The organism is Georgenia sunbinii (assembly GCF_036421875.1).
Lineage (GTDB): Bacteria > Actinomycetota > Actinomycetes > Actinomycetales > Actinomycetaceae > Georgenia_B > Georgenia_B sunbinii.
In genome coordinates this window covers 292,775-318,819 of sequence record NZ_JAZGOL010000004.1, presented here as the reverse complement: position 1 = coordinate 318,819, position 26,045 = coordinate 292,775, and the positions used below count along the sequence as shown (strand labels likewise).

The 26,045-nt window shown below is 72.3% G+C and carries 26 protein-coding genes and 2 tRNA genes; 24 read left to right on the top strand and 4 right to left on the bottom strand.

Annotated elements, in window-relative coordinates:
• Positions 1–13: 13 nt before the first annotated feature.
• The 3 genes from V2J52_RS12565 to V2J52_RS12555 all read right to left on the bottom strand — a co-directional run bounded on the left by V2J52_RS12565 (position 14) and on the right by V2J52_RS12555 (position 3,685).
• On the bottom strand, positions 14–349 hold the full coding sequence (locus tag V2J52_RS12565) for a hypothetical protein (protein WP_331228061.1): 336 nt from the start codon (positions 347–349) through the stop codon (positions 14–16).
• Between the two features lie 3 nt (positions 350–352).
• On the bottom strand, positions 353–2,365 hold the full coding sequence (locus tag V2J52_RS12560; RefSeq protein WP_331228060.1) for an SH3 domain-containing protein: 2,013 nt from the start codon (positions 2,363–2,365) through the stop codon (positions 353–355).
• Positions 2,366–2,578: 213 nt separating this feature from the next.
• The gene (locus V2J52_RS12555) at positions 2,579–3,685 is read right to left on the bottom strand and encodes a PLP-dependent cysteine synthase family protein (protein ID WP_434056422.1); all 1,107 of its coding nucleotides are present in this window, start codon (positions 3,683–3,685) and stop codon (positions 2,579–2,581) included.
• Between the two features lie 224 nt (positions 3,686–3,909).
• Between V2J52_RS12555 and V2J52_RS12550 the strand changes: the two genes are divergently transcribed.
• The 24 genes from V2J52_RS12550 to V2J52_RS12435 all read left to right on the top strand — a co-directional run bounded on the left by V2J52_RS12550 (position 3,910) and on the right by V2J52_RS12435 (position 25,609).
• Positions 3,910–5,493 carry an alpha/beta hydrolase-fold protein gene (locus V2J52_RS12550; protein WP_331228058.1) on the top strand — a complete coding sequence of 528 codons (1,584 nt, stop codon included), beginning with the start codon at positions 3,910–3,912 and terminating at the stop codon, positions 5,491–5,493.
• 350 nt (positions 5,494–5,843) lie between these two features.
• Complete coding sequence (locus V2J52_RS12545) at positions 5,844–7,298, top strand: FAD/NAD(P)-binding protein (protein ID WP_331228057.1); 1,455 nt, start codon at positions 5,844–5,846, stop codon at positions 7,296–7,298.
• A gap of 17 nt (positions 7,299–7,315) precedes the next feature.
• Positions 7,316–8,170 (top strand): transporter substrate-binding domain-containing protein, encoded by an 855-nt coding sequence (locus V2J52_RS12540; protein WP_331228056.1) that lies wholly within the window; start codon positions 7,316–7,318, stop codon positions 8,168–8,170.
• Positions 8,171–8,246: 76 nt separating this feature from the next.
• The gene (locus V2J52_RS12535) at positions 8,247–8,669 is read left to right on the top strand and encodes a hypothetical protein (protein ID WP_331228055.1); all 423 of its coding nucleotides are present in this window, start codon (positions 8,247–8,249) and stop codon (positions 8,667–8,669) included.
• A 25-nt stretch (positions 8,670–8,694) separates the two neighbouring features.
• Positions 8,695–9,069, top strand: a complete 375-nt coding sequence (locus V2J52_RS12530) for a DUF4342 domain-containing protein (RefSeq protein WP_331228054.1) — start codon at positions 8,695–8,697, stop codon at positions 9,067–9,069.
• Between the two features lie 112 nt (positions 9,070–9,181).
• Positions 9,182–10,402, top strand: coding sequence for an MFS transporter (locus V2J52_RS12525; RefSeq protein WP_331228053.1), 1,221 nt, complete (start codon positions 9,182–9,184; stop codon positions 10,400–10,402).
• A 185-nt stretch (positions 10,403–10,587) separates the two neighbouring features.
• Complete coding sequence (locus tag V2J52_RS12520; RefSeq protein ID WP_331228052.1) at positions 10,588–10,857, top strand: SDR family NAD(P)-dependent oxidoreductase; 270 nt, start codon at positions 10,588–10,590, stop codon at positions 10,855–10,857.
• The gene (locus V2J52_RS12515; protein ID WP_331228051.1) at positions 10,854–11,333 is read left to right on the top strand and encodes an SDR family NAD(P)-dependent oxidoreductase; all 480 of its coding nucleotides are present in this window, start codon (positions 10,854–10,856) and stop codon (positions 11,331–11,333) included. Before V2J52_RS12520 ends, V2J52_RS12515 begins: the two co-directional genes overlap by 4 nt.
• A 100-nt stretch (positions 11,334–11,433) precedes the next feature.
• A complete protein-coding gene (locus tag V2J52_RS12510; RefSeq protein WP_331228050.1) occupies positions 11,434–12,351 on the top strand; it encodes an amino acid ABC transporter permease in 918 nt (305 codons plus the stop codon).
• Positions 12,351–13,154: an amino acid ABC transporter ATP-binding protein gene (locus tag V2J52_RS12505; protein ID WP_331228049.1), complete on the top strand. Its 804-nt coding sequence runs from the start codon at positions 12,351–12,353 to the stop codon at positions 13,152–13,154. The genes V2J52_RS12510 and V2J52_RS12505 overlap by 1 nt, the downstream gene beginning before the upstream one ends.
• A 17-nt stretch (positions 13,155–13,171) precedes the next feature.
• Positions 13,172–14,011, top strand: a complete 840-nt coding sequence (locus V2J52_RS12500) for a transporter substrate-binding domain-containing protein (RefSeq protein WP_331228048.1) — start codon at positions 13,172–13,174, stop codon at positions 14,009–14,011.
• Between the two features lie 194 nt (positions 14,012–14,205).
• Positions 14,206–15,225 (top strand): MsnO8 family LLM class oxidoreductase, encoded by a 1,020-nt coding sequence (locus V2J52_RS12495; protein WP_331228047.1) that lies wholly within the window; start codon positions 14,206–14,208, stop codon positions 15,223–15,225.
• Between the two features lie 55 nt (positions 15,226–15,280).
• Positions 15,281–16,324: an Ldh family oxidoreductase gene (locus tag V2J52_RS12490; RefSeq protein ID WP_331228046.1), complete on the top strand. Its 1,044-nt coding sequence runs from the start codon at positions 15,281–15,283 to the stop codon at positions 16,322–16,324.
• A 120-nt stretch (positions 16,325–16,444) separates the two neighbouring features.
• Positions 16,445–17,569 (top strand): S-(hydroxymethyl)mycothiol dehydrogenase, encoded by a 1,125-nt coding sequence (locus tag V2J52_RS12485; RefSeq protein ID WP_331228045.1) that lies wholly within the window; start codon positions 16,445–16,447, stop codon positions 17,567–17,569.
• On the top strand, positions 17,566–18,231 hold the full coding sequence (locus tag V2J52_RS12480; protein ID WP_331228044.1) for an MBL fold metallo-hydrolase: 666 nt from the start codon (positions 17,566–17,568) through the stop codon (positions 18,229–18,231). Before V2J52_RS12485 ends, V2J52_RS12480 begins: the two co-directional genes overlap by 4 nt.
• A 127-nt stretch (positions 18,232–18,358) precedes the next feature.
• On the top strand, positions 18,359–20,821 hold the full coding sequence (locus V2J52_RS12475) for a molybdopterin oxidoreductase family protein (RefSeq protein ID WP_331228043.1): 2,463 nt from the start codon (positions 18,359–18,361) through the stop codon (positions 20,819–20,821).
• Complete coding sequence (locus V2J52_RS12470) at positions 20,818–21,300, top strand: hypothetical protein (protein WP_331228042.1); 483 nt, start codon at positions 20,818–20,820, stop codon at positions 21,298–21,300. The genes V2J52_RS12475 and V2J52_RS12470 overlap by 4 nt, the downstream gene beginning before the upstream one ends.
• Before the next feature lie 63 nt (positions 21,301–21,363).
• Complete coding sequence (locus V2J52_RS12465; protein WP_331228041.1) at positions 21,364–21,822, top strand: VOC family protein; 459 nt, start codon at positions 21,364–21,366, stop codon at positions 21,820–21,822.
• Positions 21,823–21,889: 67 nt separating this feature from the next.
• Positions 21,890–22,588, top strand: coding sequence for an MOSC domain-containing protein (locus tag V2J52_RS12460; protein WP_331228040.1), 699 nt, complete (start codon positions 21,890–21,892; stop codon positions 22,586–22,588).
• A gap of 57 nt (positions 22,589–22,645) precedes the next feature.
• On the top strand, positions 22,646–23,569 hold the full coding sequence (locus V2J52_RS12455; protein WP_331228039.1) for a carbohydrate kinase family protein: 924 nt from the start codon (positions 22,646–22,648) through the stop codon (positions 23,567–23,569).
• Positions 23,566–24,213: a nucleoside/nucleotide kinase family protein gene (locus V2J52_RS12450; RefSeq protein WP_331228038.1), complete on the top strand. Its 648-nt coding sequence runs from the start codon at positions 23,566–23,568 to the stop codon at positions 24,211–24,213. Before V2J52_RS12455 ends, V2J52_RS12450 begins: the two co-directional genes overlap by 4 nt.
• A 144-nt stretch (positions 24,214–24,357) precedes the next feature.
• Positions 24,358–24,429: transfer RNA gene (locus V2J52_RS12445), tRNA-Gln, on the top strand.
• Positions 24,430–24,483: 54 nt separating this feature from the next.
• Positions 24,484–24,556: transfer RNA gene (locus V2J52_RS12440), tRNA-Glu, on the top strand.
• Between the two features lie 186 nt (positions 24,557–24,742).
• A complete protein-coding gene (locus V2J52_RS12435) occupies positions 24,743–25,609 on the top strand; it encodes a hypothetical protein (RefSeq protein ID WP_331228037.1) in 867 nt (288 codons plus the stop codon).
• Between the two features lie 25 nt (positions 25,610–25,634).
• On the opposite strand, the gene V2J52_RS17050 is transcribed toward V2J52_RS12435, so the two are convergent.
• On the bottom strand, positions 25,635–26,039 hold the full coding sequence (locus tag V2J52_RS17050; protein WP_434056425.1) for a type II toxin-antitoxin system VapC family toxin: 405 nt from the start codon (positions 26,037–26,039) through the stop codon (positions 25,635–25,637).
• Positions 26,040–26,045: the final 6 nt, after the last annotated feature.

Below are 26,045 nucleotides of genomic sequence, written 5' to 3'. Positions count from 1 at the left end.
GGGCTGGACAGCCCTACCCGATGTAGAGCTCCGCGACGTCGTTACGCCGGGTGGCGAGCTGCCTCACCAGCGCCGAGAGTTCCCCGGCCCGTGCGAGGAGCTGCTCGAGCTCCGCCGCGTCGGCCACCGTGGCAGCGGCGTCCGCCTGCAGCGTCGAGAGCTCGGCGTCGAGCACCGCGTACTGGCCAGGCTCAATCACCACGCCCTCCGCGAACCGCGGGACGAGCGTCAGCCCGGCGGCCTCGGCGAGGGGCAGCCAGGTGCGACGAAACGTCTCCTCGGTCGCGACCGGCAGGTAGGAGGTCCCGACCGATCCCGGACGGTAGGTGACGACGGCGGCGACCGACATGGCTCAAGGTCCCACGGGTTGCGTGTCGCGGTCGGGGAGCGGCGGCGGCAGGATCCTGACGCCGAACTCGACCGTGAAGGTCCAGCCCGGGAAGGTGGTGCGGAGCGCAGCAAGCTCGGCGTGCACCGCCGCGCGGAGAGCAGGCGAGTCGCCGTCGAGCTTGAAGTGCAGCCGGCGGATCTGCTGGAGCCGCGACAGCTCGGGGACCGTCGACGACCCACCTGACGTGGGGCGCGTGGCCGCCGCGGACTGCAGGGCCTGGATCCGCTTGGTGGTCTTGGTCGTGATCTGCTTGGCCGCCCACTGCGCCTCGGTCTGCGCACGCTGACGGGTGCGCGGGTTGACCCGCTCCAGGCCGGACACCGACTTGTTCTCGACGAACCGTCCCCGCGCGAGGTCGACGCCGTCGAACTCACCGATGGGGCTCCTGCCGGCATTGACGAGCTCGACGCCCCGGTAGTACTGCACCACCTCCCGCGGACCCGAGATCGCTGCTTCGCCGGCCTGCACGCGGCGCACACGTTCGGTCAACCAGGTACCCGACCTGCTCTCCCCGAACGAGCGACCGAGCTTCGAGGAGCGAAAGACCCGCATCCCGGCGCCCAGACCGAGGGACGCGGCGTACATCACGAGTGCCTCCAGCAGCTTCCCGAGCAGCAGGCCGACGGCCTCGGCGAGCTGCCGGGCAGCGCGGTCCAGGGTGTCGCGGTCGCCCCGGGCGCGCCACACGGTGGCGAGGAACGTCCCGAACGCGCTGCCGACGTCGGCGAGCGCCTGGGCGGCCCAGACGATGAGCAGCCCGAGCCCCAGCCACTTGAGGAGCACCATGCCGACCTCGAAACCTGCGGCCGCTCCGGGGGCGGCCCCGACGCCGCCGGCGAGCGCACCGATGCCCGCCCCGATCGCGGTGGACACGGCGAGGATGCCGGCGGCGCCGACAAGCGTGATGCCCAGGGAGACGAGGGCGTCGACGAACGAGTCGCCGAGGTGGCGCATGATCGCCTCGGCCATGTACTGGCCGGACAGTCCGAACGCGGTCGCGAAGTCGTCGTACAGCTCGCCGGCGCGCTCGACGACGCCGGCGACGCCGACCGCGTCCGCGATGTCGTAGCTCAGCGAGCCGGAGCCGACCACGCCTTTGAGGCTGCGGGCGAATGTCAGCCCAGGGACCCAGATCAGGCGGTCTGCCTGGAAGTGCACCTCGCGCCAGCCGTCGGTCGTGTCGGGCACGGTGACGCCGTTGGCCCAGGCCAGCACGTTGACGTAGAAGCGCAGGTCCTGCCCCCAGTCGTCCGCGACCTCGCTGTAGTACTGCTCCGCGATCGCGATGGCCGCGCCCGGGACGCCGCCGGCCACCCGGTGCAGGTGCGCCTCGGGGGCCGGCAGCTGGGACCAGATGTATGTCCGGGCCACGTAGCCGAGGTCGCCGTCGGGAGTCGACACGAAGTACCAGTCCCCGGGGAACTGCTTGACGACCTGGACGTGGGTGTCGAACGGCAGGCCCCGGACGACGTTGTCCGCGGCCGTGTCCGGCGTCGCCCGGAGCCGGACCTCGGGGGCCTCGTCGCGGTTGAGGACCCCGACCTTGCCGACGGCCTCCCCACCGTCGGGGATGGTTGTTGGCGCCGGGACCGGGCCCGCCCCGCTCGACGCGAGGCCCCGCCTGGCCTCCTCCTCGTGCAGGACCCGCAAGTTCGGGCGGAGCAGCTCGGCGTCCGTCGGCGAGAGGGCGAGCTCGAGCTCGACGGCGGCGATCTCGTCGCGCAGCGCCTGGTCGCTGAGGGTCCCGGCGAACATCGGCGTGATGGTGGTGTCGGTGGCGCTGCGCTGCACCAGCAGCCGCGAGACGGCACGGTTCCCGGCCAGGCCCTGCAGGCGCAGGATGTCGAGCCCGCCGGGGCCGTGCGGTGGCCGCCGGGCCGCCGTCGTTGCGTCACGGGCGCCGGCGGTGTCGCGGTGCGCCTTTGCTCCCGATGCCGGACGCGCGGCTGCAGGCTGCGGCGCAGGCACCGTCATGCCTCGGAGTGTGACGACTCGTTGGCTGCCGGACAAGACCGGCAGCGGTAGCACGGCGGGCAGATCCGGGCGCCCAATCGGGCAGCACGATGCCGGGACCGACGCAGCCGTCTGAGGGGACGACCTCACGGGCATACCGGTCGAGCAGCTCGGCCACCTGACGGGCTGGGACAGCGCACCGAGTGACCGCAGCAGGCCTCGTCGGGCCTCGGGCTAGTCGAGCTCGCCGGTGGTGAGGAACGCGTCGAGGGCCGCGCGGGCGCCGTCGTCGGCCATTCCCTGGGCGACCAGCCAGGTGGGGGAGTAGTAGGTGTCGAGGTAGCGGTCGCCGCCGTCGCAGATGAGGGTGACGACGCTGCCGCGGCGCCCCTCGCGCAGCATCCGGGCGACGACCCGGAAGGTGGCGACGAGGTTCGTGCCGGTGGAGGGGCCGGCGCGCATCCCGGTGCGGTCGGCGAGAAGACGCATCGCGGCGATCGACTCGGTGTCGGCCACGGTGAGGACGTCGTCGATGACACCCGGGACGAACGACGGCTCCACCCGGCCGCGGCCGATGCCCTCGATGCGTGCGCCGTCGGACGTGAGGTCGCGCCGGCCGGTGCGCCACGCCTCGGCGAACACCGAACCTTCCGGGTCGGCCAGCGCCAGCTGCGTCGGCACGCCGAGGTAGCGGCAGTAGCGGCCGATCGTCGCGCTGGTCCCGCCGGTGCCGGCGGCGACGACGATCCACTCCGGGACCGGGTGACGCTCGAGCTCGAGCTGCTCGAAGATCGAGCAGGCGATGTTGTTGTTGCCGCGCCAGTCGGTGGCGGTCGAGGCGTTGGCGAACTGGTCGAGGTAGTGCCAGCCGGGCTGCGCCCCGAGCCGCTCCGCCTCGGCGTAGACGCTCGGTGCGTCCGCGACCAGGTGGCAGCGCCCGCCGTGGTGCTCGATGAGCTGCAGCTTGGCCGGCGAGGTGTCGGTCGGCACGACGGCGACGAACGGCAGCCCGAGCAGCCGCGCGAAGTACGCCTCGGAGACCGCGGTGGAACCGCTCGACGCCTCCACCAGCGTGGTGCCCGGCCCGATGTCGCCGTTGGCCAGGCCGTAGAGGAACAGCGACCGGGCGAGCCGGTGCTTGAGCGACCCCGTCGGGTGGACCGACTCGTCCTTGAGGTAGAGGTCGATGCCCCACTCGGCCGGCAGGTCGAGGACACGCAGGTGGGTGTCGGCGCTGCGCTGCGCGTCCGCCTGGACGCGCCGGACCGCCTCGCTGACCCAGTCACGGGCAGTCGCCACGGCGGCCTCGCAATCTCTCAGCGCTAGGAACAGGAACACCATGCCACGGGTGGCGGCTGCGGGTGGGCGGCCGCGACCCCCTGACGTTGGGTGGCTCTTGTGGGCGCACGGTCGACCATGAAGACCGAACATGAGGTCCCAGATGATCTACCGAAGGTTCGGGCCCCGCCGCCCCGCCCCTGATGCGCCCAGCTCGCACATGCGGGACACTCCGGGCTATTCGGCTGACAGCGGAGTCGGCCGAGGACGCGAGGGGACGTGGAGCGGTGAGACCTGTACGCGCAGTAGCGCTGACGGCAGTGGCGAGCATGGTGGTCCTTGGTGCGGGGGCGCTGCCCGCCCAGGCCGACCCCGCCGTGGTGGGCGCGGACGCGTTGAGCGAGGTGCGACCGGAGGGGGCACGGGTGGTGGCGGCCGCGGTGGAGCTCACCGAGGAGCTGCCGGCTGACCTCGACATCCCGCTGGCAGACGTGTCGGTCACGGTGGGCACCGAGGCCCGAACGGTGGTCGACGCCTATGTTGCCGGTGCCGCGGACGTCGGCGCTCCGGCGGAGGGCGGCCGCTACCTCTACGTCGACCTCGACCCTGCCGACGAGAACGCGGTGGCCATCTACCCGGACGAGCTGGTCGGCGAGTACACGATCGGCCTGGCAAGCGATGTGCTCGACAGCGACGGTGCGCTGGCGATCCCCGCCTTCGAGGTCACCAACCGCGCGGTCCGGACGGCCGTGGTCGACGATTTCGCCGCCGGCTCGTACACCGGATCGTCCGGCGCGACGTTGAACTACCGCCTCTTCGCGCCGTCGGGCATCGAGGAAGACGACGGTGCGAGCCAGGTCCCGCTCGTCGTCTTCCTCCACGGCGGGGGAGAGGTGGGCGAGGACAACGTCGCCCAGCTCACCGCCAACCAGGGTGCGGTCGCATTCGCCGCCCCGCAGTGGCAGGGCGGCCATCCGGCCTACGTGCTGGCGCCGCAGCTGCCGATGCCGGAGGACTCCCAGTGGGAGATGCCCGACATCCAGGCGACGCTCGCCGAGCTCATCGACGACGTCGCCGACCGACCGGCCGTCGACGACGACCGGGTCTACCTCACCGGCCTGTCCCGAGGCGCCCGGGGAGCGCTCCAGCTGCTCCCCACCGCACCGGACCGGTTCGCCGGGGCGCTGCTCGCCGCGGGACGGGCGAGCCAGAGCGGCGAGACCGAGCACGTCGCTGCACTGTTGGACCTGCCGCTGTGGGCGACCCACGCGATCGACGACGACGTCGTCTCCTACGTCGAGGGGACGCGGGCGTTCATGGCGACTCTCGAGGCTGCTGGCGCCGAGGTCACGCGTGGCACGTGGAGCGGGTCGTTGCCCGAGGACGAGGCCGAGTCGGCCGCAGCAGCACTGTGGGAGGACGCCGCAGCGTCCGGCAGCAACACGCTGTTCACCACGTTCACCGCCGGGACCACGCCGGTCTCCCCGCACCACTCGTGGATCGCGACCTTCGGCAACGACGTGATGCGCGAGTGGCTCTTCGCCCAGCAGCGCGAGGACGCCGAGCCGGCGCCCACCCCGACGCCCACCCCGGCGCCCGAGCCGACGCCGACGCCCGAGCCGCCCCCCACCCCGACGCCTGAGCCGACGACGGCGGAGCCCGAGCCGACCGCGACCACGCAGGTGCCGCCGTCGTCAGCCCCGGACGGCGACGCGGGCGTGACGCCGAACCGTCCGGGTGGGTCGGCCGGCGGCGGCCAGCTGCCCTCGACCGGGGTGCCGGCACTCGCGGTTGCTGGCCTCGTGGGGCTGCTGCTCCTCGGCGGTGCGGCGGGACTCACCGCTCGCCGGCGGGCGATGAGGGCGCACTGAGCGGCCCTCTGACGCAGAACGGAACGATCCGTCGGTCCTGCCGGGCTGGCGTTACAACTAGCACAGCACTCGCCGCAGCGGCCCTCCGGCTGCCGAACGTCTTGCCCTCCGGGATCGAGATGTGCCAACAGAGCTCGTTTCTCACATAGAGGACAGGCGTCCTGGGTGAAGGGTGCCGTCGCAGAGCTGCGACAGGCTCGCCGAGTAGCTGTGCGACGAGGTCAGCCGCCGAGCAAGCACGGCAGCCGACCTGGCAGACGCGCCGGATCAGCCCGGCGGGATGCCGACCGACTCGGTGCCCCTGACGGACGTGTTGCCGGAGCGCCGACCACCAGACAGGAAGAACCACGATGACCACCGACACCGCTGGCACCGAAGCATCGTCCGCCACCACAATGCTCTCCATCATCGCGACGGACGACCTCGCCCAGACTGTGCGGGGGGAGATCGAGGAGTTCGACTACCCCGCGCACTCGTGGCCGGTCCAGCACCAGGACGCCGGCCAGAAGGTGCTCGACGTGCTGATCGTCGGGGCGGGGCAGGCGGGTCTCACCGCCGCCATCCGGCTCCACCGCGAGGGGATCCGGAACATCGAAGTGGTCGACGCTGCCGAGCCGGGACGTGAGGGGCCATGGGTGACCTGGGCCCGGATGGAGACCCTCCGGACCGTGAAGACGCTCCACGGTCCGGAGAGCGGGATCCGGTCGGCGAGCTTCCGCAGCTGGTACGAGCACCGGTTCGGTGCCGACGCCTACGCCGCGATGGAGCTGATCCCCCGCGAAACCTGGGGGGAGTACCTCGGTTGGCTGCGGCAGGCAACCGGCATCGTCGTCACGAACGGCACGGTGGTCACCACGATCCGGCCACATGGCCGGCGCTGGCTTGCCGAGCTGCACGGTCCTGACGGCGCACGCACCGTCGTCGCCCGGAAGATCCTCGCCTGTACCGGCATCGACGGCGTGGGTGGGGGCGCGGCCCCCGGCGCCATCGAGGCCCTGCCCGCGGGCAGCTGGGCCCACAGCTCGGACATGATCGACCTCGAGGCGGTCCGCGGCCGGACGGTGGCGGTCGTCGGGGTCGGGGCGTCGGCCTTCGACAACGCCGCCGCGGCGCTGGAGGCCGGCGCAGCGAAGGTGATCCAGCTCGGCCGCCGGGCTACGCTGCCGACGCTCAACTCGCTGCGGCACCTGGAGAGCAAGGGGATCTTCCGCCACTTCTCCGCGTTGTCCGACGACACCCGGCTCGCGTTCAAGCGTGCTGAGCTCGCGCTCGCGATGCCGGCGCCGACCCACTCCGTCGACCGGTGCCGGCGCCACGAGAACTACTCGCTCCTGCTCGACGCCGGCATCGACGGCGCCGCCGCCGACGCCGGAGGAGTCACGCTGCACACCGCGCAGGGCGACGTCGCGGTCGACTTCGTCATCGCTGCCACGGGCTTCCGGGTGGACCTCCACCGCGTGTCGTGGCTCGCGGAGGTGGCCGACCGCATCCTCCTGTGGGGGGACCGGCACGACCTCACCCGGGACACGATCGACCGTCACCTGGGTGGCTGCCCCTACCTGGGCCCGGGTGCCAGCGTGCAGCCTCGCGACGAGGCCGACGTCGCGCTGCCCAACCTCCATCTGATGAACGCTGCCGCGCAGGTGAGTTTCGGACCGGTGGCGATCGGCATCAACGGTCTGCCGTGGTTCAGCGACAACGTCGTTCACACCATCGCGCGTGACCTCCTCGTCGAGGACGGGGCCGACCTGCTGGCCGCGTTCGTCGAGCAGACCAGCACCGACGCCCTCGCCGCTACCCGATGACCAGCACAAGGAGCACCATGTCTCTTCCCCGCCCCCGTCCCCGTCGTGCCCTGGTCGCGCTCGCGGCAGTCGGTCTGCTTGCCGCCGGCTGCAGTGACAGCGCGACCGCCGGTGACGACGACGGCACTGCGACACCGTTCGAGGGTGACGCCATCGAGGTGACCATCCAGTACGACTGGGCGCCACTGGCGTACCGGGACGACGCAGGCGAGCCGACGGGTTACTACATCGAGCTCATCGAGGCGATCGGCGCCGAGCTGGACAAGACGATCAGCTGGAACGAGACGACGTTCGCCCAGGTGATCCCGGGGGTGCAGAGCGGCAAGTACGACATCGGCGCCGGGACGGATGCCACCGTGGAGCGCCAGCAGGTGGTGGACATCGCAGCCACCGAGCAGTCCGGGTATGCCTTCATCACCCGGGCCGACGGCGGCCACGAGGTTGGCGACGATCTCGACGAGCTGTGCGGATCCACTGTCGGGGTGCTGGCCGGCCAGTCGACCATCCCGATCCTCGAGGCGCGCTCGGCTCAGTGCGAGACCGACGGCGTCGCACCGATCGAGATCGCCACGTTCCCGGACCAGGCGAGCGCCCAACTAGCTGTGCAGAGCGGCCGCGCCGATGTCGCCACCGCGTACCGGGTGTTCATGCTGCACGCGGTCGAGGTCGAGCCGGACCTCGTCGAGACCGGGCCGCAGATGATCAATGCCGGGTTCACCGGGATGTCGTTCGCCAAGGGCGCCGGCACCGCCGAGGCGTTCTCGGCAGCGCTCAACAACCTCATCGAGGACGGTACCTACGCCGAGCTGCTCGAGCGTTACGGGGTGGCGGACCTCGCCCTGGCGGAGTCCACGGTCAACCCGGCCGGGTAGTGCCGGAGGGTCGGGCGAGGCACGGTGCTGTCCCGGTCCAACCTGCCGCAGCTGCTCGATCGGGGATACTGGCCCGATGAGGATTCGCGGCCGACGCCGACCCGAGGTTCCCGCGGACGTTCCCGAGGGGTTCTGGGTCGCCGAGGCCGTTGCCATGCAGCGGACGGTCGTGGGCGCGCTGCGGAGCCTGGAGACCGGCATGGAGGCGATCCCGGCTCGGCTGCAGTTCTCCCGCGGCGCCGAGGACCACGTCGTCGTGCTCTGGCGCAACGTCATCGTCGGCTTCGTCCCGCCCACCCACCGCGACGAGCTGCGCCGTCAGCTCGACGACGCGGTGACCGCGCCACTCGTCGCTGACGGCCACGTCCGCCGCCACGACGGCGTCTGGCGGGTCTGGGCCGGCCCGGCATGGCCGGTGGCGGAGGGGCCGCCGCAGCCGCCGCCCGACGAGATCGACCCGCCCTCGAACGCCATCTTCGGCTTCCCGCTGCGCAGCTGAGCGCGGCATGTCGGACCCTTCTGCCATGCTGGCAGTACGTGATTCCGACGGCAACGGGCCCGCTGCAGGGCCAGGAGGACAGGCGATGATGACCGAGTCGAGCACGTGGTACGAGGAGTTCAAGGTCTCCGGGGACAACCTGGTCGCGAAGGTGCGGGAGCTGATCCGCGAGGGCAACGTCCGGCGGGTGTTCATCAAGAACGACAAGGGCGCCACGCTGCTGGAGATCCCGTTGACCGCCGGGGTGGCGGTGACCGCGATCGCCGCGGCCGTCTCACCCGTGCTCGTGGCGGTCGGTGCTGTCGCGGCGCTGCTCACGCAGGTGACGGTCGGCGTCGAGCGTGGCGGTCCGCCGGCCGGCGGCACGGGCGACGAGTCCGTCGTCGAGGTGCTGGAGTGACCCCGAGCTGACGGCGGCGCCGGCGACCTGACGGCGGCTTGCCGCGGGCCGGCGCCGGGCTAGCATCGAGGCTCGCCGTCGGGTGGGTGCCTGCGTGCAGAAGGGGCCGCTCGTGCCGGAAAAGTTGTGGACGAAGAACTACACGCTCGCCCTCGCGGTGGCTTTCCTGATCTCCATGGTGTTCTACATGTTGATGACCACCATGGTCCTCTACGCCACCGAGGAGTTCGGCGCCGGTGACGTCCTCGCCGGGCTCGCCTCGTCGATATTCGTCATCGGAGCGGTCGCGGCCAGGCTGGTGGCGGGGCCGGCGACCGACCGTCTCGGCCGCCGTCGGGTGCTGCTCGTCGCGCTGGTGCTCGGCACCATCGCCGCTCTCGCCTATTTCCCGGCCGACGGGCTGGTCGCACTGCTCGTGGTGCGGCTCGTCCACGGCATCGCCTTCGGTGCCGCGCACACTGCCGCCAGCGCGATCGTCCAGACGCTGATCCCGCCTGCCCGGCGCGCCGAGGGTACCGGCTACCACGGCGCCACCACGACCCTCGGGACTGCCGTCGGCCCGCTCGTCGCCGTGCTGCTCACCGCCGACAGCGGCTACGACGCCGTGTTCGTCGTCACCGCGACGGTCTCCGTCATCGCATTGGGAGCCGGCGTGTGGCTGCGCGCCCCGAAGAGCAGCACGCCGGTCCCCGTGGTGGGGGGCCGGCGCCGGCTCGTCGAGGCTGCGGCAGTGCCGATCGCCTCGTTCATCTTCATCTGCGCCACCGCCTTCTCCGGCGTCGTGGCCTTCGTCAGCGCCTACGCCACCGACCTCGGCCTCACGACGGCTGCCGCAGTGTTCTTCCTCGTCTACGCGGTTGTCGTCATCGTGACCCGACCGTTCCTGGGACGGCTGCAGGACGCCCGTGGCGACAACATCGTCATCTACCCGGCGATCCTGTGCTTCGCCGCTGGGCTCGGCACGCTCGCCGTCACCCAGACCAGCGCCGTCCTGCTCATCGCCGCCGGCCTCCTCGGCCTGGGCTGGGGAAGCCTCATGTCGGCCGGGCAGGCGGTGGCCGTGCGCCGCGCGCCGATCGTCAGCGTCGGCCTCACCATCTCGACCTACTTCCTGCTCGTCGACCTCGGCATGGGATTCGGCCCGATCGTCCTCGGCGTGGTCGTCGGGCAGCTCGACTACCGCTGGATGTACGCGACCCTCGCCGTCGTCATGCTGGCGAGCTGCCTCTACTACCGCGCCGTCCACGGCAAGCGCCTCGGCCATGCCGACCAGGTGCCCGCTGCGGTTCCCGCCGCCAACCCGGCAGTCGGGGCGCCCACCTCACGCGAGTAGCGCAGCCGCTGCGCTACCAGATCTCCGTCCTCCGACAGCCCTGAGCAGTCGGGCATCCTGCCATCCGGACAATCTGCCGTCGGCCGGCCACGCTGAGAGACGCCCGTCCTGCCGGCAGGTCCCACGGCCACCATGGCGGGCGGTGGCCGGATGGTTGCTGCACGACGAGTACAGGTAGGGCGGGCATGGCGGAGCAGGCACGGGTCGCACTGGTGACCGGGGCATCACAGGGCATCGGTGCGGCGATCGCGAGACGGCTGGCGAACGACGGGATCGACGTCGTCCTCACCCACCGCAACCCGCAGACCGCCGGACTCGCCGCCGCGGTCGCCGACGACGTCCGTGGCGCCGGCCGCCGCGCCCACGTCCTGCAGTTCGACGGCGACGTCGATGCCGACGTGAGCGCACTGGTCGACCGGGCCACGGCGTCTGGGGCCGGCTCGACGTGCTCGTGAACAACGCGGCCGTCGCGCACTACCGCGACGTCCTCGACATCACCGACGCGCAGATCTCGCAGTCGCTCGCCGTCAACGTCGCCACCCCGTACCGGCTGGCCCGCGACGCCGCTCGCGTGCTGCCCGAGGGCGGCCGGATCATCTCGATCGGCAGCACCGTCGCCAGCCGGGTCCCGCGCGCCACCGCCTCGCTCTACGCCACCACCAAGGCGGCGCTCGTCGGCATGACCAAGGGGCTGGCCCGCGACCTCGCGCCGCGCGGCATCACCGTCAACCTGGTCAGCCCCGGCACCACCCGCACCGGGATGAGCCCGGACGAGGGCTCGGACGCCGAGGCCCTGATGGTCTCCTTCAACGCCCTCAAGCACTTCGCCGAGCCGCGTGACATCGCCAGCCTCGTCGGCTTCGTCGCGTCGCCCGACGCCCGTTTCGTCACCGGCGCGAACCTGTGCGTCGACGGCGGATACACCTCGTGATGGCAACCGTGGCCACCGACATCGCGCGCCTTGAGCCCACCGAGGGCAGCCGGCCGCTGCTTGCCGAGCCCTCCGCTACCGACGAGGAGATGACGGCGTCATGACCCAGCAGCACGTCGCGGCACCAGCCGAGCTGACCCAGCCGGTTCCGCCGGACACCCCCCTCGGCCGGGCGCTCGCCGCGCCCGCGCTCGAACGCAGCCACGCCAACGGGCTGCTGCTCGGCCGGCTGGTCTCCGTGCTCGCCGTCGTCGCGGTCGGGGCCTTCATCGTCATCCTCGCCCGCAACGACGCGATGGACTGGCCGACCTTCGCCGAGTACCTGGTCAACGAGCGGATCCTCGCCGGGCTGCGGATGACGCTGGGCCTCACCGCCGCGGTCACCGTCGCGAGCTTCGCGCTGGGCACCGTGATCGCCGCGATGCGGCTGTCAGCCGTGCGCGGCATCAGCGCGATCGCGTGGGGCTACGTCTCGGTGTTCCGCACCATCCCGTTGCTCGTGCAGCTGCTGCTGTGGTTCAACATCGGCTACCTGTTCCCGACCCTCGGGGTGGCGCTGCCGTTCACCGACCTGTCGTGGAGCGTCAACACCAACAACCTCATCTCCGCGACGACGGCGGCGTTCATCGGGCTCACCCTGCATGAGACCGCCTACGCCGCGGAGGTCATCCGCGGCGGCATCCTCTCGGTGGACCGCGGCCAGCACGAGGCCGCTCACGCCGTCGGGCTGAGCAAGACCAGGACGCTGTTCGCCGTCGTGCTGCCCAACGCGATGCGCTCGATCATCCCCGCCGGGATGGGCCTGCTCATCGGCACCCTCAAGCACACCGCGGTGGTCAGCTACCTCGCGGTCTCCGACCTGCTCTACTCCGTGCAGCTCATCTACAACGCGAACTACCAGGTCATCCCGCTGCTCATGGTCGCGGTGTTCTGGTACGCGGTGTGCACCTCGGTGCTCTCGGTGCTCCAGCACGTGCTCGAGCGCCACTTCATCAAGCGCTACACCAGGGGGTCCTGATGTCCGCGGTTCCTCGCCTGCAGGCCGCGCCCGCCGAGGCCGCCCGGCCGGTGCTCCGGCTGCGCGGGGTGACGAAGAGCTTTGGCGACGTGCACGCGGTGCGCGGCGTCGACCTCGACGTCGCGCAGGGCGAGGTGGTGTGCATCGTCGGTCCGTCCGGCTCGGGCAAGTCGACCCTGCTGCGGTGCCTCAACCTCATCGAGCGGCCGGACGCCGGTCTCGTCGAGGTCGACGGCGAGCTCATCGGCTATGCCGACCGCGGCGGCGCGCTGCGTCGCCTCAGCCCGCGGCGCACCGCCCGGCAGATCGCCCGGATCGGGATGGTGTTCCAGCAGTTCAACCTGTTCGCCACGATGACCGCGCTGGAGAACGTCGCCTACGGCCCGCGCCGGGTGCTCGGCCTCAGCGCGGCCGCGGCCCGCGCCCGCGCCACCGACCTGCTCGCCCGGGTCGGCCTGGCAGACAAGGCCGGCTCCTACCCCCGCCAGCTCTCCGGCGGGCAGCAGCAGCGGGTGGCGATCGCCCGCGCGATGGCGATGGAGCCCGCCGTCCTGCTCTTCGACGAGCCGACGAGCGCACTCGACCCCGAGCTGGTGGGGGAGGTCCTCGGCGTGATGGAGGAGCTCGCTCGCACCGGCACGACGATGCTCGTCGTCACCCACGAGATGTCCTTCGCCCGGCGTGCCGCGCACCGCGTGCTGTTCTTCGACGACGGCCACGTCATCGAGCACGGCACCCCCGAGGACGTCTTCGACCACCCCGCCAACCCACGCACCCGCGCGTTCCTCGCCGGCGTGCGCTGACCCCTCTCTGGAGAACCATGGCTTCCTCGCGCTTCCCTGCTGCCGTCACCCTGCTCGGCGTCGTCGGCCTGCTCGCCGCCAGCTGCTCAGCGGGCGCCGCCGACGCCGGTGACAACGACGCGCCCTTCGCGGGTGACACGATCGAGGCGACCATCCAGTACGACTGGGCGCCGCTGGCCTACCGGGACAACGCCGGTGAGCCGGCCGGCATGTACATCGACCTTCTCGACGCGGTCGCGGTGGAGCTCGACGCCGCCATCGAGTGGAACGAGACCACCTTCGCCCAGGTCATCCCGGGCGTGCAGAGCGGCAAGTACGACATCGGCGTGGGGGCCGATGCCACGTCGGAGCGCCAGCAGGTCGTCGACGTCGTCAGCACCCAGCAGGCTGGGCACGCGTTCCTCACCCGAGCCGAGGACGGCCTCGAGGTCGACGACGAGCTCGCCGAGCTGTGCGGCGCGACGGTCGCTGTGCTTGCCGGCCAGTCGACCGTCCCGGTCCTCGAGGAGCGGTCCGAGGAGTGCGTCGCTGACGGCGCCGAGGCGATCGAGCTGGCGACCTTCCCGGACCAGGCCTCCGCGCAGCTCGCGGTGCAGAGCGGTCGCGCGGACGTCGCCACCGCCTACCGTGCGTTCATCCAGCAGGCGGTGAAGATCGAGCCGGACCTGGCGGCGACCGGCCCGGCGATCACCTCCGGCTTCTCCGGCATGACCTTCGCCAAGGGCAGCGGCCAGGCCGAGGCCTTCGCGGAGGCCCTCGACGCCGTCATCGCCAGCGGCCGCTACGGCGAGATCCTCGCCGAGCACGACCTCACCGAGGTCGCCGTCGACGAGGCCCGCGTCAACCCGGCCGAGTAGCCGACCCAGTCGCGCCTGCCCCCGCCCGCGCCGGCCCCGCCCGCGCCTGCCCCCTGGCAGCGACCGGCCTGACCGCCGCCGAGGCCCTGCTCGCCGACCGCGACGACGTCATCCGCACGGCGCTCGGCACCGCACGCTGAGGTTGCCGCAACCGACCGACCGCTAGGTGTGGTGACGTCTGGGAGAGTCGGAGCATGAAGCTCTCGATCGTCGACCTCGGCACCGTCGCCCCCGGAACCACCGAGACGGAGGCGCTCGCGGATGCCCTCGAGACCGCGCGGCATGCCGAAGCCGTGGGATTCCACCGGATCTGGTTCGCCGAGCACCATCTCAGCGGGTCGGGAGCGTCGCACCACCCCGAGCTGCTCATCGCCGCCGCGGCGATGCAGACCTCCCGCATCCGGCTCGGGTCGGGTGCGGTGCTGATGAACCACTACAGCCCGTTCAAGGTCGCCGAGATGTTCAAGCAGCTGGAGGCAATGGCGCCCGGTCGCATCGACCTCGGGATGGGGCGCGCCACCGCCGGGCCGGTCATCGACCTCGCGCTGCAGCAGAACCGGGAGCACCCGGTCCGTGCCGACCACCAGCAGCAGGTCCTCGAGACCGTCACATGGCTGTATGACGCATTCCCGCCGGACCACCCGTTCGCCGGCCACCGCCTGCTCGACTCCGTGCCCCACGTGCCGCAGACCTGGTTGCTCGGCTCCAGCCCGAGCGGCTCCGGCCTCGCCGCCGGCCTGGGCATCGGCTACACCTTCGCCGGCTTCATCAACCCCGTCGGTGCGGCCCCGGCGCTGCGCAACTACCGCGACACCTTCCAGCCGCAAGGCTTCGGGCTGGACTCGCCGCGGGCGATCCTCGCCATCAACGTCACCGTCGGCGAGACGCGCGCCGAGGGGCAGCGGCTGGCGAGCTCGGCCACCGGCTTCTACGCGCGGCTCGGCCGGGCCGGCCGCCGCGCCGGGTCGGTCACCGTGCCGTCCGTCGACGAGGCACTGCGGGAGATGACCGACGCCGAGCGCGAGGAGCCGACGTCGATCATCGACGGCCGGTGGCCCCGGTTCGTCGCCGGCGGACCCGCCGACGTCCGCGCCACCCTGGAGCAGATGGCCGAGGAGAGTGGTGCCGACGAGATCATGATGCAGGACCTCATCGCCGACCCGGGCGACCGCCGTCGCTCCCACGCACTGCTGGCCGACGCCTTCGGGCTGTAGCCGCGTGCCACGTACGATCCGAGATCCGCTGGATGCTGCTGAGAGAGACTGATCGATGTCGAACCCCACGGGTGGCCACCACGAGATCCGCGTCCCGTTCGACGAGGTCCTCCGCGTCGTCCGGAGCGCCACCGAACGGCTCGGGATCACCGGTGAGCGCGGTGATCTGTGCGCGCGGCTGTTCGTCGAGGCCACCCGGGACGGCGTCTACTCCCACGGCGTGGAGCGCTTCGCCACCTTCGCGCGGAACGTCAACGACGGGCTGGTCGACGTGACCGCCCGCCCGGAGCGGGTCTCCGGCGGCGCCGCCATCGAACGGTGGGACGGGCAGCGCGGGCCGGGGAACCTCAACGCCTGGTTCGCCATGGACCGGGCGATCGTCCTGGCCCGCGAGCACGGGATGGGAGCGGTGGCGCTGGGGAACAGCAACCACTGGATGCGCGGCGGTTCTTACGGGTGGCAGGCCGTCGAGGCCGGCATGGCCGCGATGTGCTGGTCGAACACCCTCCCGAACACCTCGGGCGCCGGTGAGCCGCCCGTGGTGGGCAACAACCCGTTCGTCATCGGGCTGCCGCGCGCTGCCGGCCCGCTCGTGCTGGACATGGCGCTGAGCCAGTTCTCCGTCGGAGTCATGGGCGGCTACGCGCAGCGGGGTGAGCGGCTGCCGGTGCCTGGCGGATTCGACGCGGCCGGCGGGCTGACCGACGACGCCGCCGCGATCGTCAGCGGCGGGTTCGGTGCTGCGATCGGCCACTGGAAGGGCTTCGCGCTGGCGGTGGCGCTCGACGCGTGGGCGGCGATGCTCTCCGGCGGCCGAGCGACCCACCAGCTCGGGGACGACCCCGCCAAGGAGTCCGGGCAGACCCAGTTCTTCCTCGCGGTGGACCCCGCCGCGGTGTCCGGCCCGGCCGAGAGTGAGGCGATGCTGGACGGCGTCGTCGCCGCGCTGAAGTCCGCGCCAGGAGCGGCCGCGCCGGGAGCGGACGGCGGCGAGCTGCGGTACCCCGGTGAGGGCACGGTGCGCACCCGCGAGGAGAACCTGGCCAACGGACTTCCCGTCCGGCGCGACACGTGGGACGCACTGCGCACCGAGACCTGATCCCGCGATCGCGGGCCCATACCTGATCCCGCCGTCGCGGACCATCGCCGACGCGCCCCGTCTATGGTGTCGGGAACGCCCGGCACCGCCGAGCGCCCGCCGTCGAAAGGGAACGTCTCCATGCATGAGGTCAAGGCCGTCGTCGTCAAGGCGAAGAACGAACCCGCCACCGTCGAGACCATCCTCGTCCCCGACCCCGGGCCGGGCGAGGCGCTCGTGGACGTCATCACCTGCGGGGTGTGCCAGACCGACCTGCACTACAAGGTCGGCGGGGTCAGCGACGACTTCCCGTTCCTGCTCGGGCACGAGGCGGCCGGCGTCGTCTCCGCGGTGGGCGAGGGCGTCACCGAGGTCGCCGTCGGTGACAACGTCATCCTCAACTGGCGCGCGGTGTGCGGGGACTGCCGCGCCTGCCGCAAGGGCCAGCCCTGGTACTGCTTCGCCACCCACAACGCCACCCAGAAGATGACCCTGCAGGACGGCACCGAGCTCTCGCCGGCGCTGGGCATCGGCGCGTTCGCCGAGAAGACGCTCGTCGCGGCCGGGCAGTGCACGAAGATCGAGGGCGACATCGCGCCGGAGCAGTTCGCGGCGCTCGGGCTGCTCGGCTGCGGCGTCATGGCCGGCATCGGTGCCGCCATCAACACCGGCGCGGTGCAGCGCGGCGAGTCGGTGGCCGTCATCGGCTGCGGCGGTGTCGGGACCGCGGCGATCGCCGGGGCCGTGCTCGCCGGGGCGACGACGATCATCGCCGTCGACCTCGACGACGAGAAGCTCGCCACCGCCCGCAGCTTCGGCGCCACCCACACCGTCAACTCCCGCGAGCAGGACCCGGTCGAGGCCATCCGCGAGCACACCGGCGGCTTCGGCGCGGACGTCGTCATCGACGCCGTCGGGATCGCCGCCACCTTCGCGCAGGCCTTCGAGGCCCGCGACCTCGCCGGCCGGGTGGTGCTCGTCGGCGTGCCCGACCCGGGCACCACCTGGGAGATCCCGCTGGACCAGGTGTTCGGCCGCGGCGGCGCGATCAAGTCCGCCTGGTACGGCGACACGCTGCCCTCGCGCGACTTCCCGATGCTCGTCGACCAGTACCGCCTCGGCCGCCTCGACCTGGACGCCTTCGTCACCGAGCGCATCGGCATCGACGAGGTCGAGCCCGCCTTCGACAAGATGACGGCCGGCAAGGTGCTGCGCTCCGTCGTCGAGATCAACCCCGCCCCCGAGCAGACCGGAGCCGCCCGATGACCACTGTGCGAACTGATCAGAGCGGCCGCGTCCGCGTCGAGAACCTCGTCACGAGCGGGACATTCTCGCTCGACGGCGGGACCTGGGAGGTCGACAACAACGTGTGGATCGTCGGCGACGACGACGAGTGCCTGGTCATCGACCCGGCGCACGACACCGTCGCCGTCGTCGAAGCGGTCGGCGGCCGGAAGGTCGTGGCCGTGCTGCTCACCCATGGCCACGACGACCACATCCGCGCCGTGCGCGACGTCGCCGGCCAGGTCGGCGCGCCGGTCCACCTCAACCCGGCCGACGCCATGCTCTGGGAGCAGGTCTACCCCGGCACGACGGCGGACGCCGAGATCGCCGACGGCGATGAGTTCACCGTGGCCGGCATGACGCTGACCGCGCTGCACACGCCCGGCCACTCGCCCGGGTCGACCTGCTTCTACGCACCTGGGCTGGGCGACGGCGGCGTGCTGCTCTCCGGGGACACGCTGTTCAACGGCGGACCCGGGGCGACCGGCCGGTCCTACTCGGACTTCCCGACCATCATCGAGTCCATCCGGGACCGGATCTTCACGCTGCCGGAGTCCACCGAGGTCCTCACCGGCCACGGCGACGCGACCTCGGTCGGCGCCGAGAAGCCGCACCTGGACGAGTGGATCGCCCGCGGCAGCTGACACCGGCCGGGCCGGCGCGTCATGGCGCCGGCCCGCCCGCCCAGCCGCCTTGCCCCGGTTGCGGTTCCTGCGGGCAGGAGGACGCTGGCTGAGGAACCTCGACCAGCACCGGAGCAGGGGAGTGCCGATGACGCGCACCGATCGCATCGCCGACGTCTGGGGGACACGAACCCCCTACGCCCGCGGGGCCGCCTGGCCCACCCGGGTGGACACCCACCTCGAGGAGGGGCTCACCGCCGCCGATGTCGACCGGTGGGTGCAGACGGCCTCGATCCTGCACTCCAACGGCGATGCCCTCGACATCGCCGTCAAGGACGACCAGATGGTCGGGGTCCGGGGCCGCGCCGTCGACCGCGTCAACCACGGCCGGCTCGGCCCCAAGGACCTGTTCGGCTGGCAGGCGAACTCCTCGCCCGACCGGCTCACCCGCCCGCTGGTGCGCAAGGGCGGCCGGCTGGTGGAGACGTCGTGGGACGAGGCGATGGACGCCGTCGTCGGCCGGACCACGGAGCTGCTGGCCGAGCAAGGCCCGTCCGCCGTCGGCTTCTACACCACCGGCCAGCTGTTCCTCGAGGACTACTACACCCTCGGGCTCATCGCCCACGGCGGCATCGGCACCAACCACGTCGACGGCAACACCCGGCTGTGCACGGCCACCGCGGCGGCCGCCCTCAAGGAGTCCTTCGCCTCCGACGGTCAGCCCGGCTCGTACACCGACATCGACCATGCCGACGTCATCGCGCTCTACGGGCACAACATGGCCGAGACGCAGACCGTGCTGTGGATGCGCATCCTCGACCGGCTCGCCGGCCCCAACCCGCCGAAGATCATCTGCGTCGACCCGCGCCTGACGCCGGTGGCCCAGGTCGCCGACGTCCACCTCGCGCCGCGGCCGGGCACGAACCTCGCCCTGATGAACGGCCTGCTCCACGAGATCATCGCGAACGGCTGGGTGGACCACGACTACCTCGCCGCCCACGCCGTCGGCTACGACGAGCTGGCCGAGCGGGTCCAGGACTACACGCCCGAGTGGGTCGCGACGCTGTGCGACGTCCCGGCCGACGACCTCCGCGAGGCAGCCCGCCTCATCGGCACCACCGAGCACCTGATGTCCACGGTGCTGCAGGGTTTCTACCAGTCGCACCAGGCGACCGCCGCCTCGGTGCAGGTGAACAACATCCACATCGTCCGCGGCATGCTCGGGCGGCCCGGGTGCGGCCTGCTGCAGATGAACGGCCAGCCCACCGCGGAGAACACCCGCGAGGCGGGCGGCGACGGCGACCTGCCGGGGTTCCGCAACTGGTCCAACCCGGCCCACGTGGCCGAGCTCGCCCGGGTGTGGAACGTCGAGCCGATGGACATCCCGCACTACGCCCCGCCCACCCACGTCATGCAGATGATGCGCTACGTCGAGGAAGGCTCCATCGGCCTGCTGTGGGTGCAGGCCACCAACCCCGCCGTCTCCCTGCCGGAGCTGTCGCGGATCCGCTCGATCCTGTCGCAGGAACGGCTCTTCCTCGTGGTGCAGGACATCTTCCTGTCCGAGACCGCCCAGCTCGCCGACGTCGTGCTCCCGGCCGCCACGTGGGGGGAGAAGACCGGCACGTTCACCAACGTCGACCGCACCGTGCACCTGTCGGAGAAGGCCGTCGAGCCGCCGGGGGAGGCCCGCCCGGACCTCGACATCCTCATCGACTTCGCCCACCGCCTGGGGCTGAAGGACAAGGACGGCGCGCCGCTGGTCACGTGGTCGACCGCCGAGGGCGCCTTCGAGGCGTGGAAGGAGTGCAGCCGCGGCCGGCCGTGCGACTACACCGGCATCACCTACGACAAGCTGCGCGGCGGCAGCGGCATCCAGTGGCCGTGCACCGAGGAGGCCCCGGACGGCACCGAACGGCTCTACGCCGACGGCCAGTTCTTCGCCGACCCCGACTACTGCGAGGCTTACGGCCGCGACCTGCTCACCGGTGCGCCGTTCGAGCCGACCGAGTACCGGGCGATGAACCCCGATGGGAAGGCGATCATCCGGGCCGCCGAGTACCTCGCCCCGCACGAGACGCCGAGCGACGACTACCCGCTGCAGCTCATCACCGGCCGCACCGTCTACCACTTCCACACCCGCACCAAGACGGCCCGCGCGCCGCAGCTGCAGGCGGCCGCGCCGGAGGTGTGGGTGGAGCTGTCCGCCCACGATGCCGAGGTACTCGATCTCGGCGAGGGGGACCTCGCGGAGATCACCACCCCGCGCGGCAGCGTCCAGGCGCACGTGCGGGTCTCCGGGATCCGCGACGGCGTCGTCTTCCTGCCCTTCCACTACGGCTACTGGGACCGCGGCGGCCACGAGCCCGACGGCGTGGGCCGGGCCGCCAACGAGCTCACCATGACGGACTGGGACCCGGTGTCCAAGCAGCCGCTGTTCAAGACCGCGGCCTGCGCGGTCGCGCTGGTCCGACGCGGTGACGGCGGCCCCTCGGCTGCCCCGACGACGACGACGACGGCGTCCGCTCCCGTGGCGGGCGACCTGCCACCGACGCGGGGCGGACCCGGCGCCGACGTCGAGGAGGACCTGGCCGTGGGAGGTGCGTCATGAAGATCGGACTGGTGCTCAACGAGCTGCACCGCTCGGAGAACGACCTCGCCCACGAGCTGCTGCAGATCGCCGACCGCCACAAGGTGGACCACGAGATCTACCACGTCGCCCGCGACCTGGCGGCGTGGTCGCAGCGGCACGTGCGCGAGCTCGCCCGCATCGCGGAGCAGTACGGCGAGTCGCTCAACCCCGAGCCCGAGGGCGAGGCCCGGCTGGCCGGCAAGCTGCTCGAGAAGGGCGCGGAGATGGCAGGTCGGCTCAAGGCGCCCGGCCTCCTGCTGCTGCGCGACCTGCGAGAGATCCACATGAAGGTCGCCGGCGTCTCCCTCGACTGGGAGATGCTCGCGCAGGCCGCGCAGGGCATCAAGCACGCCGAACTGCTCGACGTCGCCTCCAGGTGCCACGCCGACACGCTGCGCCAGCTCAAGTGGTCCAACGCGAAGCTGAAGGAGGAGTCGACCCAGATCCTCGTCAGCTGACGGACCTGGAGCGCCGCCGTCGACGCTCTGGCGCGTCGCTGGGCGGGCGAGCACACTGGTGCCATGAGCACCGACGACTCAGCTCAGAACGCACTCTCGCAGGACGGCGGCCCGGCGACCGGTCTGCCGGCAGCGACGCCGACGGTGTGGCCGAGCATCGGCTTCACCGACGTCGACGCCGGGATCCGGTTCCTCACCGAGGTCCTCGGCTTCGTGGTCACCGCGCTGCACCGCGACGACGACGGGACCGTCGTCCACGCCGAGGCCCGCTGGCCGGACGGCGGCGGCGTCATGTTCGGCTCCCGCGACAAACCGGGGGACTGGGGCGCGCTCGGCCCACAGGGCGTCTACGTCGTCGCCGCCGAGGCCACGACGGTCGACGCCGTGTGGCAGCGGGTGCAGGCCGCCGACGACGTCGAAGTCCTCCAGCCGCTCCACGGGACCGGGTACGACCCGCGGACCTTCAGCGTGCGCGACCGCGACGGCAACCTGTGGAGCATCGGGACCTACCGCGGCGAATAGCGGCGCGGACGGTGGCGCCATGGCCGCAATGGCCCCGTCCGGTGGGGCGGCCTGGTTGGATGGCCTGGTGAACACGTTCGAGACGCCGTCGGGCGAGGCCGGCGGAGCAGCGGCGCGAGGCGCGGTGGTCGCCGTCAACGTGCTGTTCGAGGTCCGGGACACCGACCGGCCCGGCCACCCGACCGGCATCGACAAGCGGCCGGTGAGCGGCGACGTCGCCGTCGGCGAGCTCGGGGTGGCGGGGGACCGTCAGGTCGACCAGGTCCACCACGGGGGGCCGGACCGGGCCGTCTACGCCTACGCCGCCGAGGACCTCGACTGGTGGGCCGCCCAGCTGGACCGGAGGCTGACTCCCGGGCTGTTCGGTGAGAACCTCACCCTCGCGGGCGTCGACGTCACCGGCGCCATCATCGGCGAGCGGTGGCTGGTCGGTGGCAACCTGCTGCTCGAGGTCACCATGCCGCGCACCCCGTGCTACAAGTTCGCCCACCGGATGGGCGAGAAGCGGTGGATCCGCCGCTTCAACGAGGCCGGCATGCCCGGCGCCTACCTGCGCGTGCTGGCCGAGGGACCGATCAGCGAGGGCGACGAGGTCGTCGTCGTCCGCCGGCCCGACCACGGCGTCACGCTCGGCGACACCTTCCCCGAGCCCCGGCCCGAGCCCATGGCACGGCTCCTCGCGGCAGCGGACGACGGCGAGGTACGCCTCGCCCAGCCGATGCGCGAGCGGGCCGAGCACGGCGCGCGGCAGCTGTCGGGAAGCTGATCGCGGTGAGTGAGGCGATGACCCGGGCGCCTGGGCCGACGGCGGACGGTGCTCCCAGTGGCCGGTGACGCGCCCGTGGGGCTGTTCGTCGGCCTCACGACGATGGACGTCCTCCACCGGACCGCCCGGCCGCCGGCACCCAACGAGAAGGTCACCGCGACCCGCCAGGACGTCGCCGCCGGCGGGCCGGCCGCCAACGCGGCGGTGACCTTCGCTGCCCTCGGGGGCAGGCCCCGGCTGCTCACCGGGCTGGGCGCGAGCGCGCCGGCCGTTGTCGCCGGGGAGGACCTGCGCCGCCACGGCGTGGCGGTGGTCGACGCCGCGGCGCCCGACTACCCGCTCGCGGTCTCGGCCGTGGTGGTCGTCGAGAGCACCGGGGAGCGCAGCGTGGTCTCGCCCGACGCCGGGCTCGCCGACGTGCCCGCGCCCGACGACGTCGACCTCGACGGCGTCACGGTGGTGCTGCTCGACGGGCACCACCCCGCCCTCGCCAGGGCGACGCTCGCCGCGCTCGACGTTCACGACGCTCGCGGCACTCACGGCCCGACGCCTGGCCAGCCGGCGCGGCCCGTCGTCGTGCTCGACTGCGGGCGCTGGCGGCCGGTGTTCGACGAGCTGCTCCCGGTGGCCGACGTCGCCGCGCTCTCGGCGGACTTCCGGGTGCCCGGCGTCGACGGCGGCCCGGCCGAGACAGCGCGGGCGGTGCTGGCGAGAGGAGCGCGCGCCGTCGTCATCACCGACGGCGGCCACCCGGTGCGCTGGTGGGCCGCCGGCACCAGCGGCAGCCACGCCGTCGGGCGGGTGCCGGTGCGTGACACGCTCGGTGCCGGCGACGCGTTCCACGGCGGGCTCGCCGCCGCGCTCGCCCACGGGCAGGAGCTGGCGACGGCGGTGGCGCTCGCCTCCGAGGTCGCCGGCCGGCGGGTGGCGAGCGTCGGGCCGCGCGACTGGCTCACCGGCGTGCCGCGGTGGTGGCCGTGAGCCCCGGGCAGCCGGTGCGGCTGACGGTGGCGGAGCTCGTCGAGCGAGCCGGACGGCTGGTGGGCACCGGAGGCAGACGGCTGCTCGGGATCGTCGGCGCGCCGGGAGCAGGGAAGTCGACGCTGGCGAGCCGGCTGGTGGTGGCGCTCGGCACGGACCTCGCCGTCGCGGTCGGCATGGACGGGTTCCACCTGTCCAACGCGGTGCTGCGCGACCTCGGCCGTCACGAGCGCAAGGGCGCCATCGACACCTTCGACAGCCACGGGTACGCGGCGCTGCTGACGCGGCTGCGCGCCGCCCGGCCGGGGGACGACCCGATCTACGCGCCGGTGTTCGACCGGGACCTCGAGGAGCCGATCGCCGGCGGGGTCGCGGTCCCGGCCGGCGTGCCGCTCGTGGTCACCGAGGGCAACTACCTGCTCGCCGACGGCCCCGGCTGGGAGAACGCCCGCCGGAGCCTGGCCGAGGTGTGGTTCCTCATGCCCGCCGACGACCTTCGGGTGGAGCGCCTCATCGCCCGGCACATGGCGCACGGCCGCAGCGAGGCCGAGGCGAGGTCGTGGTCGCTCGGCAGCGACCAGCTGAACGCCGAGCTCATCGCCGCCACCGCGGCCGGCGCGGACCTCGTCGTCGAGGTGGTGTGACAACGCTCACTTGATTGCCGGTGTGAGCACCGCCACCGGAAAAATTTTTGGCGGCTCCGCGGTCGACAGGGTAATGTCAACGCCCGGTAGGACGTTCGCTCCGAGGTGCTCAGCGCCCCGGATCCAGCGGTCGGAATACCTCCTTGGGGTATGGTGTAATTGGCAGCACGAGTGGTTCTGATCCACTTAGTCTAGGTTCGAGTCCTGGTACCCCAGCGGTTTGGAGTCGCCCAGAAGATCGGGTAGTCTTCACCAGGCAGAAATGCGCAAGGCCCCGTCGTCTAGCGGCCTAGGACACCGCCCTCTCACGGCGGCGGCGCCGGTTCGAATCCGGTCGGGGCTACGACAGAAGAAGGCTTCCACCCAGTGCGGGTGGGGGCCTTCTTCGCTTTCTCGGAACGTTCGCCGGGGCGCCACGGCCGGCGCGCGTCGGACGCCGGCGAACGAACCGGAAACTTCCACCCACCGCGCCCTGGGCACCGCGCCGCCGCGCGGCCACCATGGGACCTCAGCAACCAGGAGGTCCACCATGAGCATCGGTCCGGGAGGCGTCAGCCACGGCGCAGATGTCGAGGCGCTACGGGCAAGGGCCCGCGAGCTGGCCGACCGCGCCCACGAGATCCTCCTCGTCCAGGTCCGGCTCACCGCGCGGGCCTACGACCTCACCTGGAACGGGCCCGACGCCGCCCGGTTCCGCGCGGAGTGGGAGGCAGACCACTCCCCGCGTATCTCGGCCGTCTGCGGTGCCCTCAACCGGGCCGCTCACGAGATCGCGCAGCAGGCCGACGCCCAGGAGGCGGCGAGCTCACCGGAGGGCACCGTCTCCGCCGCCGGGGACGACCTCCGGACCCGGCTCCGCTTCCAGGCCGACGTCCTCGCCATGCTGCCGGACGCGGCGAAGCTCGGCCAGGTGCTCGGGCTGAGCAAGGAAGCCGCGCACAACCTCCTCCGGCTCGACGAGGTCTGGTCGCTGCAGGAGCTGGGGCGCTCGGGGTTCGCGCAGGGTGCGGGGCAGGTGCTCGGGGGACTGGGCGTGCTGGTCAACGCGCACGGCGTCTACGAGGGTGTGCAGACCGGCGACATGGCGCAGGTGACGCAGAGCGGCGTCCCGCTCGGCGTCGGCGGGCTGGCGGCGGCCGGCCTGATCGGCAGCGGGACGGCGGCAGCGATCACCGTGCCGTTCGCGGTCGGCTCCCTCGTCGGCAACGAGATCAACGACGCGATGGAAGGCACCGCGTACGGCGACCGCGTCACCGCCAACTTCGACGCGGTCTTCGACCAGTTCGGCGCCCTGGGCATGGTGCTCACCCCGGCCGTGCTCGTCCAGAGCGGCCTGGACATGATCGTCCCGACGAGCGACGACGGCGTCATCGGCGAGCGCGGCGGCGGGCGCTGACGGTGTGAACCTGTCCGTTCGGAACTTACGGGAGGAGAGTGAACGCGTCGACATGGGCTGGGCGCACCACGGTGAAGTGGCGTCGGTCGACGGTGGCGATCTCGCTGATGCCGAGACGTTCGGCGGTCGCCACGACCGAGGCATCCACGGTACCCAATGGCAGGTCCCGGTAGCGCGCGACCAGCTCGGCGATGCGTAGCCAGTCGGCTGCAGCAACCGGCTCGACGGTGAACGAGCCGCTGGCCAGGTCCCCGAGGAAGCGGATCTCCGGACCCGTCCCGAGTCGAGTTGCCAGGAGGTAGGCGACCTCGGTGACGACCAGGGCGGGGACGATGAGCGGACCGGCATGGGTCTCAAGAAGTTCCAGCGAGGCCGCGTGGTGCGCATCGTCGGCGTCGACGTAGGCGTAGAGCGGCCCGGCGTCGACGATGAGCGC